We start from the raw sequence: 15153 nt of genomic DNA, 5'->3' as shown, positions 1-15153 counted from the left end.
TTTCTGAAATGATGAGTTTTTGATATAGGTCGTCTATGGGTGCGTCTGTAGCAACAACGATCGCAGCCCGGCGGCTTTATTATCGATCTCCTGCCACTCCTGCTCAGCGTCGGAACCAGGCACAATGCCCGCCCCGGCATAGAGCCGCACCGTCTCGCCGCTCACCTTCGCCGAGCGCAGCGCCACGCAGAACTCACTCTGCTTACGCGACAGGTAACCTGCCGACCCGGCGTACCACTCGCGGGCAAAGGGTTCGTGCCGGGCGATAAAACGCCGGGCTTCAGGGCGCGGTAAACCCGCCACCGCCGCGGTCGGCTGGAGCAGGTCTAAACAGAGGGCATCGTCCGCCACCCGCAGATCGCTCCAGATACAGCGGCGCAAGTGCTGCACTTTACGCAGCCGCACCACCTGCGGCGGCAGCACATCCAGCGCGCCGGTCTGCTGCTGCAAACGCTGGCAGATATCCTCCACCACCAGCATATTTTCACGCTGGTTTTTATCGTCACTCATCAACCATGCTGCCCGCTGCTGCGCCTGTGCATCGTCATCATGATTTGCCACCGTCCCGGCCAGCGCTTCGGTGCGCAGCGCCACGCCGCGTCGCCGCCATAGCCGCTCGGGGGTCGATCCGAGAAAGGCTGTCTGGTCATTGAAACGATAGAGAAAGTGGAAGCAGTGAAGGTTGAGACGGCGGCTGGCGGCCATCAGCGCGCCAGCATTAATTGGCGCATCGAAGCGGTAGTCGGTGGCGCGGGCGAGCACCACTTTATCCAGCTCGCCGCGCTGGAGCGTATCAAGCGCCTGGCTTATTAGCGTCTCCCACCCTTCTCGCGTCGGGAAGTGCTGCTGCTCAACGCAGCGCGGCGAGCTCATCGCCAGCGCAGTAGCAGGAGAAAGTGCGTTGAGAAAATCGGCAGCAACCTGCGCATCTTCACGCAGCGAGGTGGCGCTAAAGAGATAGAGGCGCAGCATCGCTTTGCCCCCTTCGCGCCGCCATTCGAGACGGGGCAAAAAGAGCGCACCTTCACTCGGCTCAAAGGCATTCAGCCCCCAGATGCGCACATCATCGGGCCAGGCCTGTAAATGCTGCTGCGCCTCAACGAGAGAGGTAAACGCGCGTAATGCGCCCAGAGCGGCCGCTTCGTCATCGCCGCTGCGCTGCTGCCAGTAGAATTGCGGGTAAACATGCTGGGCACAAAGCCATGTCAGCGGATCGAAAGCGTTGTTTAGCGGGAAGGGAACGTCAAAGAGGGTAAAACCAGGGGCATCAGGAAACGTGTCGGCAAGACGCTGGTGTAAAACGCCAAGCGCAGAGGACAGAGAAAACATGCGAACCCCTCCCGGAAAAACGGCACGGTTTTAAAAACCACACAGTATACGGGGTACTACGATGAATAGCAGTACCCCCTTCCAGGGAGGGGAGATAAAGTTTAGCGACGGGCTAACAGCAGACCGAGCACCAGACCTACAGCCGCACCAGCGCCAACGCCCTGCCACGGTTTTTCGTGCACATAGTCATCGGCACGGTAAACCGCTTTTTTCGCACGATAGTAGTAGGTATCAGACGCGCTGCTGACGCGGTTTTTCACATCATGCAGCGCCTGTTCGGCACGTGCTTTCAGCTCAATGTACTTCTGGTCAGCGGGATCGCCCGATGAGCGGAGAACTTCTTCCAGCGTTTCGCTCAGCAGGGTCAGGTCGTCGTCAATGTGTGAATCGAATTGATTAGTCATCTCTTTTCTCCATGTTATGAACCTGTACGCTAACTATAGACAATGACTGGCGTTTACGCCTGGCCGACCTCGCGCGCCATGCCGATATGGGGAATGCCATCTTCGTCATAGATATCGGTGACCGGCTGGAAACCGAACTGCTGATAAAAGGGTTGCAGATGCGCCTGCGCACTCAGGTATAGCGCGTGCTGCGGCCAGTGTTGCAGGCAGGAGGCCACCGCGCGCGACATCAATTGATAACCCAGTTTTTCCCCGCGTACGCTGGCGCTGACAATCACTCTGCCGATGGCAACCGGCGAGAAATCATCGTTACTTTTCAGAATCCTCGCATACGCCACCAGCTCATCGCCCTGCCAGCCGAGCAGATGGCGGTTCTCTCCCACCAGATCGTCACCATCAATATCGAGATAAGGGCAGGTCTGTTCGACTACAAACACTTCACAACGCAGCTTTAACAGCGCATAGAGCACAGGCACGGTCAGTTCGGAATGGTGCAGGTCTTGCCAGCGGATCATCGTTATCTCCTCAAATAGACTCATGTGGTTATACTAGATTCTTTTCATTTCAGGCAAAGCATGTGGAACTGATCTTCTTAGGTACTTCAGCAGGCGTCCCGACGCGGGCGCGCAACGTCACCGCCATTCTGCTCAATCTTCAGCACCCGACGAGCGCCGGGCTGTGGCTTTTCGACTGTGGTGAAGGTACGCAGCATCAACTGCTGCACACCGCGTTTAACCCGGGCAAGCTGGACAGAATTTTTATTACCCATCTGCATGGCGATCATATTTTTGGTCTGCCGGGCCTGCTCTGCAGCCGGTCGATGGCGGGCAATACGCAGCCGCTGCACATTTACGGCCCGCAAGGCATTAAGGAGTTTGTTGAGACCGCGCTGCGCCTGAGCGGCTCATGGACCGACTATCCGCTAACTATTGAAGAGGTCAAACCTGGCGTGGTGGTGGATGATGGGCTGCGCAAAGTGACGGCCTTCCCGCTGGCGCATCCGGTGGAGTGTTACGGCTATCGCGTGGAAGAGCATGATAAACCCGGCGCGCTGAATGCCGCTGCGCTTGTCGCCGCAGGCGTTCCCGCCGGGCCGCTGTTCCAGACGTTGAAGGCGGGCGGTACGGTGACGCTGGATGACGGGCGAGTTATCGAGGGTAAAGATTACCTGGCCCCGGCCGAGCCGGGTAAACGGCTGGCAATCTTCGGTGATACCTCACCCTGCCCCGACTCACTTGAGCTGGCGAAAGATGTCGATGTGGTAGTGCATGAAGCGACGCTTGAGAGCGCCATGGAAGAGAAGGCAAACAGCCGCGGTCACAGTTCAGCGCGCCAGGCGGCTCAACTGGCTCAGCAGGCTGGCGCTTCACGCCTGGTGATTACCCATATCAGTTCGCGTTATGACGCTGAGGGGAGCCAGGCGCTGCTAAAAGAGTGTCGTGAAATCTTCCCGCAGACAACGTTAGCAGCAGATTTTGACGTAGTTCGCATTTGATTTTAATTTAGGCACTCTATTTTTTCGCCGTCATGCCGATAATAAGTTATACGCAGGCATTTCTTCTTTGAGGGCATGATGGATAATTTCCAGAAAGACATCGATGACAGGGCGAATCTTACTCTGTCGAACCGGTTTGAGCTGTTGCTGTTTCGCCTTGGCACATCATTAGATGCGACGAAATCTGAGCTGTTTGGCATCAATGTGTTTAAGTTGCGCGAAATCGTACCGATGCCCACATTTACTCGCCCTGCGGGAATGAAGCCGCCGTTGATGGGGATGGTCAATATCCGCGATCAGGTGATCCCGGTGATTGATCTCTCCGCCGTCGCCGGTTGCAAACCGGAGACCGGCTTAAACATTCTGCTGATCACTGAGTATGCCCGTAGCGTGCAGGCTTTTGCCGTCGAGTCCGTCGAGAATATCACGCGCCTGGACTGGAAACAGGTGCACACGGCGGAGAAAGCGATCAATGGCCGCTATATCACCAGTATTGCCTGCCTCGATGATGATAAGGACACCAACAACCTGGCGATGGTGCTGGACGTTGAACAGATCCTCTATGACATCGTGCCGGCGGATCATGACGTTCACGGCGACCATGTGCCGGATAAGAAATTCAACCTGAAACCGGGTTCTATCGCGATTGTGGCTGAAGACTCCAAAGTGGCGCGCGCCATGCTGGAAAAAGGCCTGAACGCCATGGAGATCCCGAGCATGATGCATATCACCGGCAAAGATGCGTGGGAGAAAATCCAGCTTATTGCGCAGCAGGCAGAAAAAGAGGGCGTGCCGGTAAGCGATAAGATCTCAATGGTGCTGACCGATCTGGAGATGCCAGAGATGGACGGCTTCACCCTGACACGCCTGATCAAAACCGATCCGCGCCTGAAGAATATCCCGGTGGTGATCCACTCATCCCTTTCGGGCAGCGCTAACGAAGATCACGTCCGTAAAGTGCAGGCCGATGGCTATGTCGCGAAGTTCGAAATTAACGAACTTTCAGCGGTGATCCAGGAGGTGCTCGATCGCGCAGCGAACAACGTTCGCGGCCCGCTGATCAGCCACCGCCAGATGGCTCCGACCCCGCTGCTGGCGAAGTAACGCCGGCACAACGATTAAAGGCGCTACCGTTGGTCAAACGGTAGCGCCTTAAGTACGTTTCAGGTCATTACAAGAACGACAAGATCAGCTGTAATACAGCAATGATGATCGTGATTACGCGTTTCGCGAATTCACGGTTATACATCATCCGTTTTCCTCAACCGAGGAAGGAGCCGCCCGGACTGGCCCTTAAACTCCCCCGAATCAGGGCGAGCAGATGTTGAGTATTGCCTACGCCCCTTCCAGGCCTGAACCCTGTCACCACCACGTGTACAGCGGGGGAAATCCTTTGCCCGGCCCGAAAGTAAGATGCAGTAACCCCAACGAAGTTGATTTTACACTTCATGTAACCAACTGAAATGTAATTAAAAAACATCAGGAAAAACGACCTGTTTTCAGGCGTTTTTCTTAAACATCCGATAACCCAACTGTTTGCGCTTGAAATAAAACAGCATATATCGGAAGCTTCAACGCGTTGAGTATTGCATACGCTCTTACCCCCTGACGGGCCGGAAACGTAAACAACGGCGTGGCGCATCCCTCACCAGTTTGCGCTATACCGTTAAAACCCCAGCTTCCCCGCTGGGGTTTTTTTATGCACAAAAAAAAACCGCCAGGCTGCAAACCCGGCGGTTTTTTCATTTGCGCGAGGCGCGATTACATCATCGGCAGCGCCAGCTGGACGATGCTAATCAGCGGCTGCGGATAGATACCGAGCACCAGCACCAGCAGAGCGGAGATGAGTACTACAATACCGCCCGCGCTGTAAGCCCAGTTGGACGGCGCATCGCGGTTCAGTTGCTGCGGCGCGTTGAGATAGAGGCTCACCGCGACACGCAGGTAGTAGTAGAGACCGATTGCTGAACCGACTACCACCGCGCCGGTCAGCCACCACAGGTTGGCCTGGACACCGACAGCCAGAATGTAGAACTTACCGATAAAGCCCAGCGTCATCGGGATACCCGCCAGCGACAGCATCATCACCGTCATTACCGCCGAAAGAATTGGACGGTGCCAGAAGAGGCCGCGATAGGAGTAGAGCGATTCGGCGTCCGGGCCGCGATACGGGCTGGACATCAGGCTTACTACACCAAAGGCACCCAGGCTGCTGAAGAGATAGCCAGCCAGGTAAACGCCAACGCTCTCCATTGACATCTGGCCGCCGCGCAGGGCAATCAGCGCCACCATCAGATACCCGAGGTGAGCGATGGAGGAGTAGCCGAGCAGACGTTTGATATTGGTCTGGCTCAGCGCCATCAGGTTACCGAAGATAATGGAGACAAAGGCGATAACGCCCAGCACCACGCGAACGGCTTCGCTGTTACCCACCGGCGCATAGAGGAACAGACGCATCAGCACGCCGAAAATGGCGATTTTGCTGGCGGTCGCCAGGAAGGTGGAGACCGGCGCAGGCGCGCCCTGGTAAACATCCGGCGTCCAGAGATGGAACGGCACCAGCGACAGTTTAAAGCCGAGGCCGACAATCATCAGGCCGAGACCCGCCAGCAGCAGCGGCTCGTGCAGCACGCCTTCACCGAGGTTTTTACCAATGGCGACAAACGACAGATCGCCGCTCTGAGCGTAGACCAGCGCAATCCCGAACAGCAGGAATGAGGAGGCAGCCGCCGACAGAATGGTGTATTTGATGCTGGCTTCCAGCGAGCGTTTCTGGCGGAAGGCGTAGCCCACCAGCCCGAACAGCGGCAGAGAGATCAGCTCAATCCCGAGGAACAGCGACGCCATATGATTGGCGTTAGCCAGCAGAATGCCACCCAGCGCGGCAATCAGCACCAGCAGGTAGAACTCTTCCTTGTTGTCGCTATAACCTTCAAGCCACGGATAGGCAAAGGTGCAGGTGGCGAGGCTCGCCAGCAGCACCAGCCCGGTGTAGAGCATGGCGTAGCCATCGACGCGCATCAGCGGCGTCACATCCATTGCTCCGGCGTGACCAACGAACCACAGCGAGAGCAGTGCAACGTTCAGACCAACGACCGACAGCGTGGCATTGAAGAAATGGTTGCGTCGCCACGCAATGGAGAGCATCACAACCACCACCGTCAATCCGACGATTAGCAGCGGCAGCAGCGCAATCAGGTGTTGTGGAGTTATTGTCATGGCGAATTACGGCCTTGTAGTAATGGAGTTAACAAACCACTGCTGGATATTGCCCATCGCAGCGTGCGAGGTATCCAGAATCGGCTGCGGATAGAAGCCAAGCAGTACCAGAAGCACGACCAGGATAAGGATCATAAACAGCTCGCGCAGTGACAGACCCGGCAGCGTCTGGTTCGCGATTTCGCTCTTCGCTTTACCGAAGTAAGCGCGATGCAGCATCGCCAGCGAGTAAACGGAGGCGAAGACCAGACCGAAGGTAGAGATCACGGTAATCATCGGTACAACCTGGTAGCTACCGAACAGGATCATGAACTCACCGACGAAGTTACCGGTACCCGGCATCCCCAGCGTCGCCACAGCGAAGAACATCGACAGCGCCGGCAGCCACTTAATCTTGCTCCACAAACCGCCCATCATGCGCATATCGCGGGTATGCAGACGTTCGTAAAGCTGACCGCAGAGAATAAACAGACCTGCCGCCGAGAGACCGTGGGCAATCATCTGAATCACTGCGCCCTGGTAGGCCAGCTGGCTGCCGGTATAGATGGCAATCAGTACGAAGCCCATGTGGGAAACGGAGGTGTAGGCGATAAGACGTTTGATATCGGTCTGCGTGAAAGCCATCCACGCGCCGTAGAAGATACCAATCACGCCCAGCCACATGGCAATCGGTGCGAACTCCGCCGAAGCGTTCGGGAAGAGCGGCAGCGAGAAGCGCAGCAGACCGTAAGCGGCGGTTTTCAGCAGGATCCCCGCGAGGTCAACGGAACCCGCGGTCGGTGCCTGCGAGTGCGCATCCGGCAGCCAGCCGTGCAGCGGCACCACCGGCATTTTCACCGCAAAGGCGATAAAGAAGCCGAGCATCAGCAGGTATTCAACGTTGTGGGACATCGGCGTTTTCAGCAGCTCTTCATAGTTGAAGGTCCACACGCCGGTGGCGTTGTAGTGCACAAACACCAGGCCGAGGATGGCAATCAACATCACCAGACCGCTTGCCTGGGTATAGATGAAGAATTTCGTCGCCGCAGTGATACGCGTCTTCCCGTCGGAGGCTTTATGGCCCCACAGCGCGATCAGGAAGTACATCGGCACCAGCATCATTTCCCAGAAGAAGAAGAACAGGAACATGTCGATGGCAAGGAACACGCCGATAACGCCGCCGAGGATCCACATCAGGTTCAGGTGGAAGAAGCCCTGATATTTCTCGATTTCACGCCAGGAGCAGAGAACCGCCAGCACGCCAAGAAAACCGGTCAGCACGACCATCAGCAGTGACAGACCGTCCATCGCCAGATGGATAGTGATGCCGAAGCGCGGGATCCAGTCGTGTTTAAAGCTCTCCTGCCACGTCGGGAATTCGGCAGCCTGCGATAAAGAGTAGCCACCCTGCAACCAGAGTTGCAGAGAGAGCGCCAGCGTCAGTCCCATGGTGATCAGGGCGATCCAGCGCGGCACCTTCACGCCGAAGCGCTCGGTTTGCCAACACAGGAAACCACCGATAAAGGGAATCAATATTAGCCAGGGTAATAACATGGCGATTCATATTCCTTGTTTAAGTCCAGCTCAGGCTTTCTGGCTCGTCATCTGACTTCACCGTTACTGCCTGTCCTTTCGGACCTGATTTTCAACGAATTTTCACAAAATTCAGATTCTGCTCGCAGGCCGGAGAACAACTCTGCTCCCCGGCCCAGGAACTCAGCGCAACACCATCAGCAGACCGAGCACCACAACGGCACCGATACTCATGGAAGCAACATACCAGCGCAGATAACCGTTCTCGCTGAACAGCAGCCCTTTTCCGGCAAAGCGGGAGAGGATCGCCGGAATGTTCATCAGCGCATTCAGCGGATCGCTCTTCAGCAGCCAGGCAACGCCCAGATACGGTTTAACGAAGATGCGATCGTAGAGCCAGTCGAAGCCCCAGGCATTGAACCACCAGGTGCCGAAGAAGCGGCCCGCTGCGCTGTTGGCAATCGATGTCACCAGCGTGCGTTTACCCAGCCACAGCCAGGCGGCCAGCAGAATGCCGATCACTGCCACTGCGCCAGAGGCCACTTCCAGCATCACCACGCTGCTGTGCGCCAGCTCAGCCGTTTCCGGCAGGACGCCGCGCAGCGGTGGCACAATCATCGCGCCAACGAAGGTGGAGAGGATCAGCAGCACAATCAGCGGCAGGTGATGGGTAATCCCCTTCCCTGCGTGGGCGTGAATCTGCTCTTTGCCGTGGAAGACAATGAAAATCAGACGGAAGGTGTAGAGCGAGGTCATAAACGCCCCGACCAGACCCGCAATCATCAGGTTAACGTGACCGTTCGCTACCGCTCCTGCGAGGATCTCATCCTTACTGAAGAAGCCCGCGGTAATCAGCGGCAGTGCAGAGAGCGCCGCGCCACCGACCAGGAAGCAGGCATAGACCAGCGGAATTGACTTACGCAGGCCGCCCATCTTGAAGATGTTCTGCTCGTGGTGGCAGGCGAGGATCACCGAACCGGAGGAGAGGAACAGCAACGCTTTAAAGAAGGCGTGCGTCATCAGGTGGAAAATCGCCGCGTCCCATGCCTGTACGCCAAGCGCCAGGAACATGTAACCAATCTGGCTCATCGTCGAGTAGGCGAGTACGCGTTTGATATCGGTCTGCACCAGCGCGGCGAAACCGGCCATCAACAGCGTGACCGCACCAACGATACCGACCAGATGCAGCACTTCCGGCGTCATCAGGAACAGACCGTGGGTACGGGCAATCAGATAGACACCGGCGGTAACCATCGTTGCGGCGTGGATCAGCGCAGAGACCGGCGTCGGGCCAGCCATTGCGTCAGCAAGCCAGGTCTGCAACGGCAGCTGTGCCGATTTACCGACCGCGCCGCCCAGCAGCATCAGGGTTGCCCACATCAGCATATGGTTGCCGTTGGCGAAGTGCTGCGGAGCCAGCTCGACCATCTCGCGGAAGTTCAGCGTGCCCAGCTCGTTGTAGAGAATGAACAGAGCGAAAGCGAGGAAGACGTCACCGACGCGGGTGACGACAAACGCTTTCATCGCCGCTGCACCATTCTTCGGATCGGTGTAGTAGAAACCGATCAGCAGATAGGAGCAGAGACCCACGCCTTCCCAGCCGAGGTACATCAGCAGCAGGTTATCGCCCAGCACCAGAATCACCATACTGGCGATAAAGAGGTTGGTGTAGGCGAAGAAGCGGGAGTAGCCCTCTTCCCCGCGCATATACCAGGAGGCGAACATATGGATCAGGAAGCCAACGCCGGTGACTACCGAGAGCATGGTCAGCGACAGGCCATCCAGCACAAGGTTGAAACCGATATTGAAATCACCGACCGCCATCCACGTCCACAGCGGCTGAACAAAGGCCTGCTGACCGTTATTGAAGAACTCAACGCCAACCAGCGCCGTGACCAGCGCCGAGAGACCAATCGAGCCCATGCCAACGGCGGCGGAGAGATTCTCCGACCAGCGGCCACGGGAGAAAGCCAGTAACACAAAGCCAATAAAAGGAAAAATAATGGTTAAGGCGAGCATGTTCATCCACGCATCTCACTTACTGAATCGATATTCAGACTCTGGCGGCGACGATGCAGTTGCAGCAGCAGCGCCAGGCCAATGCTCGCTTCCGCAGCAGCAAGGCTAATGGCGAGAATATACATTACCTGACCGTCGGTCTGGCCCCAGTAGCTGCCGGCGACCACAAAGGCCAGCGCGGCGGCGTTGATCATGATCTCAAGCCCAATCAGCATAAACAGCAGATTGCGGCGAATAACCAGACCTGTCAGACCCAGCACAAACAAAATCGCCGCGAGGATCAATCCATGTTGTAACGGGATCATGCGTGCTCCTCCGTTTTTCTTTTCGCGCGGTCATCCGTGCGATTGCTCAGCAATTCGCCAGGTCTCTCTTCACGTCCAAGGTGGAACGCGACAACCAGACCTGCCAGCAGCAGCATTGAGGCCAGCTCAACCGCCAGAACGTAAGGACCAAACAGCGTAATACCGACCGCTTTCGCGCCAATCGCCGTGCCCTCGATGCCCTGATCGTTAACGCCCATAATGGCGTAGATCATGACGCCCAGCAGCACCGCAGAGAGCACCGCAGGACCAATCCAGATTTGCGGCGTGAGCCAGTTACGCTCCTGCTCGACCACCGAATTGCCCATGTTGAGCATCATCACCACGAAGACGAACAGCACCATGATGGCCCCGGCGTAGACGATGATCTCCAGCGCCCCGGCGAAGTACGCGCCGAGGGAGAAGAAGACCCCGGCAATCGCCAGCAGAGAGATGATCAAGTACAGCAGCGCATGCACCGGATTGGTATGCGTAATCACGCGTACCGTCGTCAGGATGGCGATCAGGCCACAGATATAAAAAGCGAACTCCATTGCCCCTCTCCTTACGGTAACAGGCCTTTGACGTCGATAGGCTTGGCTTCGTTTTCCGCTTCGCCCTTATCTTTGCCGTCGATTGCCATACCTGCCATCCGGTAGAAGTTATATTCCGGGTATTTGCCCGGACCGGAGATCAGCAGATCCTCTTTTTCATACACCAGATCCTGGCGCTTGAACTCACCGAGTTCGAAGTCCGGCGTCAGCTGAATCGCTGTAGTCGGGCACGCCTCTTCGCACATGCCGCAGAAGATGCAGCGCGAGAAGTTGATACGGAAAAACTCCGGATACCAGCGGCCATCAACGGTTTCCGCTTTCTGCAGCGAGATACAGCCGACAGGACAGGCAACCGCACACAGGTTACAGGCTACGCAGCGCTCTGCGCCGTCCGGATCGCGCGTCAGCACGATACGGCCACGGTAGCGCGGGGCCAGGTAAACCGGCTCTTCCGGGTACATACGCGTTTCGCGTTTGGCGAACGCATGCAGGCCAATCATCCAGATACTGCGAACCTGGGTGCCAAAGCCCACGAATAACTCTTTTAACGTCATGGTCTCATCACCCCTTATTGCTGCCACAGAATGACTGCTGCGGTACCCAGCAGGTTAAGCAGAGTCAGCGGCAGGCAGATTTTCCAGCCGAAAGACATCACCTGATCGTAGCGAGGACGCGGCAGTGCGGCGCGAATCAAAATGAACATCATCATAAAGAACGCGGTTTTCAGCGCGAACCAGATAAACGGCGGTAACAGCGGACCCTGCCAGCCACCAAAGAAGAGGGTGACCATCAGCGCAGAGATGGTGACGATACCGATATACTCGCCGACGAAGAAGAGACCGAACTTCATGCCGGAGTATTCAATATGGTAACCATCCGCCAGCTCCTGCTCCGCTTCCGGCTGGTCAAACGGGTGACGGTGACACACCGCGACGCCCGCGATAGCGAAAGTAACGAAACCGAAGAACTGCGGAATGACGTTCCACAAACCCGCCTGGTTGTTGACGATGTCGGTCATATTGAATGAACCGGCTTGCGCCACCACGCCCATCAGCGACAGCCCGAGGAACACTTCGTAGCTCAGGGTTTGCGCAGAGGCACGCATCGCGCCGAGCAGGGAGTATTTGTTGTTACTCGACCAGCCAGCGAACAGCACCGCGTAAACTGCCAGACCCGCCATCATCAGGAAGAAGAGGATCCCGATGTTGAGGTCGGCCACCACCCAGGTCGGGCTGACCGGCACAATGGCGAAGGCTAACAGCAGCGAGGTGAAGGCGATCACCGGCGCGAGGGTGAAAATCACGCGATCCGAGAAGCGCGGGATCCAGTCCTCTTTAAAGAACATTTTGATCATGTCCGCGACCAGCTGGAGTGAACCACCCCAGCCCACACGGTTCGGCCCATAACGGTTCTGGAACAGGCCGAGCAGGCGACGTTCGCCAAAGCTCATGAAGGCGCCGCAGGTGACAACCACCAGCAGGATGACCACCGCTTTCAGAATGCTTAACAGAATGTCGATAACATCCGGTGTTAACCAGCTCATGCTTGCGCCTCCCGCAGATTTTCAAGACGTGCCCCGGCCAGCACCGGTGCAATACCCGGCATGCCCATCGGCAAACCGACCTGCCCCGCCGCCAGACCTTCCGATACCTGCAGCGGCAGGCTGAGGGTCTGCCCTTCGTAGGTGAAGGAGACGTGCGCGCCTGCATTTACGCCAAGCTTCGCGGCATCGGCCGGGTTAAGCGTGATGTAAGGCTGCGGCATACGGCTCTGGAACACCGGCGAACGCTGCGACAGCTCATCGCTGCCGAACAGGTGATAGTAAGGCGCGATACGCCACTCGCCATCCTGTGCGCTGAAGGCACCCGGAACGACGGTGAAGTAATCCAGCCCGGTTTCCGTCGCTTCAATCAGGCGTACGCCCGGATCGCCGTGACGCAGGTGGCCGCCCACTTCGTCCTGGAATTTGTTCCAGGCCTGCGGGGAGTTCCAGCCCGGTGCCCAGGCAAACGGAATTTGCGAGCGCGGCGCTGAAGGCTGGTTGTTCCCTTCCATCGAGAAGGCGAACATGGTGTCTTTATCCTGCGGCTGACGCGGTTCGTGGACACTGATATTGGCGCGCATCGCGGTGCGACCGCTGTAGCGGTGCGGCTCACGCGCCAGTTTCTGCCCGCGAATGCGGAAGCTGGCATCCGGTGCGGCATTTTTGATGCCCGCCAGCTGCGGCAGCGCGGCGACGGCGGCATCGATCACATGATCGAGCTGCGTCCAGTCCACTTCGCGGTTCAGCACGGTGCTGTGCAGCGAGTGCAGCCAGCGCCAGCTTTCCAGCATCAGCGCTTTGTTGTCGTAGTAGCTCGGGTCATAAACCTGGAAGAAGCGCTGAGCGCGGCCTTCGTTATTGATCACCGTGCCGTCGCTTTCCGCGAAGCTTGCGGCAGAGAGCACCAGATGGGCGTTATCCATAATCGCCGTGCGCTGGTGATCGACCACCAGCACCAGCGGCGCTTTCGCCAGCGCAGCATCTACGCGCGCAGCAGAAGCGTGACGGTGCAGATCGTTTTCCAGCACCACGACCGCGTCGGCGCTGCCGCTCTCCAGTTCGGAGAGTGCATCATCGAGGCTGCCGCCGCCGATAAGGCCGAGGCCCATGCTGTTAACGGAGCGGGCAATCATGGTGATGCCGACATCGGCACCACGCCCTTTCAGCGCTTTCGCCACGTTCGCCGCCGCGTGGATCACGTCGGTGCTACCGGCGTTAGTACCGGAGATAATCAGCGGCTTCTTCGCCCCGGCCAGTGCCTGGACGATCACATCCACTTTGCCCTGCAGATCGCTACTCAGGCCATCAACCGCCGGTGCGGAGTTATCCAGCGCATGGGCGATGGCGAAACCTAAACGCGCCTGATCTTCTACCGGTGCGCGGTAGGTCCACGCAGCGATGTCGTCCAGACGGGTGCTGTCGACGTTGGTGACAAACAGCGGATGTTTAGCGCGCTGACCAATGTTCATGATCGCCGCAATCTGCCAGTCGGCAACTTTCTGCGCCGCCGCCATTTCGCGGGCTTTACCTTTCACCGCCTGACGGACCGCCAGCGCGACGCGCGCGCCGGTCTGGGTGACGTCTTCGCCGAGGATCAGCACCGCGTCGTAAGATTCGATTTCACGCAGCGCCGGAGTACGGATGCCACCTTCGCGCAGCACTTTCAGCGCCAGCGTCAGTCGCTCCTGCTCGCCTTTCGCGATACCGGTGTAGAAGTTCTCCGCACCGACCAGTTCGCGCAGCGCGAAGTTGCTCTCAACGCTTGCGCGCGGAGAACCAATACCGATCACTTTCTTCGACTGGCGCAGAATATCCGCCGCGCCCTGCATCGCCTGTTCGGCGTTGAGGGTGATGAGATCGTCGCCGCGACGCTGTACCGGCTGGCGCGGACGATCTTTCAGGTTGACGTAGCCATAGCCGAAACGACCGCGGTCGCAGAGGAAGTAGTGGTTAACCGTGCCGTTGTAGCGGTTCTCGATACGGCGCAGTTCGCCGTAACGCTCGCCCGGGCTGGTGTTACAGCCGATGGAGCACTGCTGGCAGATGCTCGGCGCGAACTGCATATCCCATTTACGGTTATAGCGCTCGGAGTGGGTTTTATCGGTGAAAACGCCGGTCGGGCAGATTTCAACCAGGTTACCGGAGAACTCGCTCTCCAGCGTACCCTCTTCCGGGCGGCCGAAGTAGACGTTGTCATGTGCGCCATAAACGCCCAGGTCGGTACCGTCGGCATAATCTTTGTAGTAGCGCACACAGCGGTAGCAGGCGATACAGCGGTTCATCTCATGAGAGATGAACGGACCGAGATCCTGGTTACGGTGCGTACGTTTGGTGAAACGGTAGCGACGGAAGCTGTGACCGGTCATAACGGTCATATCCTGCAGGTGGCAGTTGCCGCCCTCTTCGCAGACCGGACAGTCGTGCGGGTGGTTGGTCATCAACCACTCCACCACGCTCTCACGGAACTCTTTCGCTTCGTGATCGTCAATAGAGATAAATGTGCCGTCGGATGCCGGTGTCATACAGGACATAACCAGGCGGCCACGCGTGTCTTCCGCGTTTTGATATTGCTTCACCGCACACTGGCGGCACGCACCCACGCTCCCCAGCGCCGGATGCCAGCAAAAATAAGGAATATCAAGGCCCAACGAGAGACAAGCCTCTAACAGGTTGTCTGCGCCGTTTACCTCGTATTCTTTGCCGTCTACGTGAATAGTAGCCATTAGCATGCTTCCAGTTGTCTCAGCCGGAGCTGAGAATTAATCAAAATTCGTTC

The 15153-nt window shown here is 57.5% G+C and carries 13 protein-coding genes; 2 read left to right on the top strand and 11 right to left on the bottom strand.

What is annotated here, in order from left to right; genetic code table 11:
• Positions 1-33 precede the first annotated feature (33 nt).
• From menF to EH164_RS07210, 3 genes are all read right to left on the bottom strand, one after another.
• Positions 34-1329: an isochorismate synthase MenF gene (gene menF / locus EH164_RS07220; protein WP_124967767.1), complete on the bottom strand. Its 1296-nt coding sequence runs from the start codon at positions 1327-1329 to the stop codon at positions 34-36.
• Positions 1330-1430: 101 nt separating this feature from the next.
• On the bottom strand, positions 1431-1733 hold the full coding sequence (gene elaB, locus EH164_RS07215) for a stress response protein ElaB (protein ID WP_023479917.1): 303 nt from the start codon (positions 1731-1733) through the stop codon (positions 1431-1433).
• Between the two features lie 53 nt (positions 1734-1786).
• Positions 1787-2248 carry a GNAT family N-acetyltransferase gene (locus EH164_RS07210; RefSeq protein WP_124967766.1) on the bottom strand — a complete coding sequence of 154 codons (462 nt, stop codon included), beginning with the start codon at positions 2246-2248 and terminating at the stop codon, positions 1787-1789.
• A 62-nt stretch (positions 2249-2310) separates the two neighbouring features.
• Between EH164_RS07210 and rbn the strand changes: the two genes are divergently transcribed.
• Together rbn and EH164_RS07200 are read left to right on the top strand one after the other, a co-directional pair.
• Positions 2311-3228, top strand: a complete 918-nt coding sequence (rbn, locus tag EH164_RS07205; RefSeq protein ID WP_124967765.1) for a ribonuclease BN — start codon at positions 2311-2313, stop codon at positions 3226-3228.
• Between the two features lie 78 nt (positions 3229-3306).
• Complete coding sequence (locus tag EH164_RS07200) at positions 3307-4332, top strand: chemotaxis protein (RefSeq protein WP_023479862.1); 1026 nt, start codon at positions 3307-3309, stop codon at positions 4330-4332.
• Between the two features lie 657 nt (positions 4333-4989).
• On the opposite strand, the gene nuoN is transcribed toward EH164_RS07200, so the two are convergent.
• From nuoN to nuoG, 8 genes are all read right to left on the bottom strand, one after another.
• Positions 4990-6447, bottom strand: a complete 1458-nt coding sequence (gene nuoN, locus EH164_RS07195; protein ID WP_023479817.1) for an NADH-quinone oxidoreductase subunit NuoN — start codon at positions 6445-6447, stop codon at positions 4990-4992.
• 6 nt (positions 6448-6453) lie between these two features.
• Positions 6454-7980: an NADH-quinone oxidoreductase subunit M gene (gene nuoM / locus EH164_RS07190; protein ID WP_124967764.1), complete on the bottom strand. Its 1527-nt coding sequence runs from the start codon at positions 7978-7980 to the stop codon at positions 6454-6456.
• A gap of 162 nt (positions 7981-8142) precedes the next feature.
• The gene (nuoL, locus tag EH164_RS07185) at positions 8143-9984 is read right to left on the bottom strand and encodes an NADH-quinone oxidoreductase subunit L (protein WP_124967763.1); all 1842 of its coding nucleotides are present in this window, start codon (positions 9982-9984) and stop codon (positions 8143-8145) included.
• Entirely contained in the window at positions 9981-10283 is a 303-nt protein-coding gene (nuoK, locus tag EH164_RS07180) for an NADH-quinone oxidoreductase subunit NuoK (RefSeq protein ID WP_023479838.1), read from the bottom strand. Before nuoK ends, nuoL begins: the two co-directional genes overlap by 4 nt.
• On the bottom strand, positions 10280-10834 hold the full coding sequence (nuoJ, locus tag EH164_RS07175; RefSeq protein ID WP_023479675.1) for an NADH-quinone oxidoreductase subunit J: 555 nt from the start codon (positions 10832-10834) through the stop codon (positions 10280-10282). Before nuoJ ends, nuoK begins: the two co-directional genes overlap by 4 nt.
• Positions 10835-10845: 11 nt before the next feature.
• Entirely contained in the window at positions 10846-11388 is a 543-nt protein-coding gene (nuoI, locus tag EH164_RS07170; protein ID WP_023479728.1) for an NADH-quinone oxidoreductase subunit NuoI, read from the bottom strand.
• A 14-nt stretch (positions 11389-11402) separates the two neighbouring features.
• Positions 11403-12377, bottom strand: a complete 975-nt coding sequence (gene nuoH / locus EH164_RS07165; protein WP_023479664.1) for an NADH-quinone oxidoreductase subunit NuoH — start codon at positions 12375-12377, stop codon at positions 11403-11405.
• The gene (gene nuoG / locus EH164_RS07160) at positions 12374-15100 is read right to left on the bottom strand and encodes an NADH-quinone oxidoreductase subunit NuoG (protein ID WP_124967762.1); all 2727 of its coding nucleotides are present in this window, start codon (positions 15098-15100) and stop codon (positions 12374-12376) included. Before nuoG ends, nuoH begins: the two co-directional genes overlap by 4 nt.
• Between the last annotated feature and the right edge of the window lie 53 nt (positions 15101-15153).

Origin of the sequence: Kosakonia sp. CCTCC M2018092 (assembly GCF_003864115.1) — a bacterium.
Classification (GTDB): Bacteria; Pseudomonadota; Gammaproteobacteria; order Enterobacterales; family Enterobacteriaceae; genus Kosakonia; species Kosakonia cowanii.
Note: the sequence above shows the minus strand (reverse complement) of the source record. Positions and strands in the feature narration are given on the sequence as shown.

Coding starts and splice junctions, on each gene's coding strand:
- nuoH (WP_023479664.1), bottom strand. CDS start 12,377: ATGAGCTGGTTAACACCGGATGTTATCGACATTCTGTTAAGCATTCTG.
- nuoL (WP_124967763.1), bottom strand. CDS start 9,984: ATGAACATGCTCGCCTTAACCATTATTTTTCCTTTTATTGGCTTTGTG.
- menF (WP_124967767.1), bottom strand. CDS start 1,329: ATGTTTTCTCTGTCCTCTGCGCTTGGCGTTTTACACCAGCGTCTTGCC.
- nuoI (WP_023479728.1), bottom strand. CDS start 11,388: ATGACGTTAAAAGAGTTATTCGTGGGCTTTGGCACCCAGGTTCGCAGT.
- nuoJ (WP_023479675.1), bottom strand. CDS start 10,834: ATGGAGTTCGCTTTTTATATCTGTGGCCTGATCGCCATCCTGACGACG.
- EH164_RS07200 (WP_023479862.1), top strand. CDS start 3,307: ATGGATAATTTCCAGAAAGACATCGATGACAGGGCGAATCTTACTCTG.
- nuoG (WP_124967762.1), bottom strand. CDS start 15,100: ATGGCTACTATTCACGTAGACGGCAAAGAATACGAGGTAAACGGCGCA.
- nuoM (WP_124967764.1), bottom strand. CDS start 7,980: ATGTTATTACCCTGGCTAATATTGATTCCCTTTATCGGTGGTTTCCTG.
- elaB (WP_023479917.1), bottom strand. CDS start 1,733: ATGACTAATCAATTCGATTCACACATTGACGACGACCTGACCCTGCTG.
- nuoN (WP_023479817.1), bottom strand. CDS start 6,447: ATGACAATAACTCCACAACACCTGATTGCGCTGCTGCCGCTGCTAATC.
- EH164_RS07210 (WP_124967766.1), bottom strand. CDS start 2,248: ATGATCCGCTGGCAAGACCTGCACCATTCCGAACTGACCGTGCCTGTG.
- nuoK (WP_023479838.1), bottom strand. CDS start 10,283: ATGATCCCGTTACAACATGGATTGATCCTCGCGGCGATTTTGTTTGTG.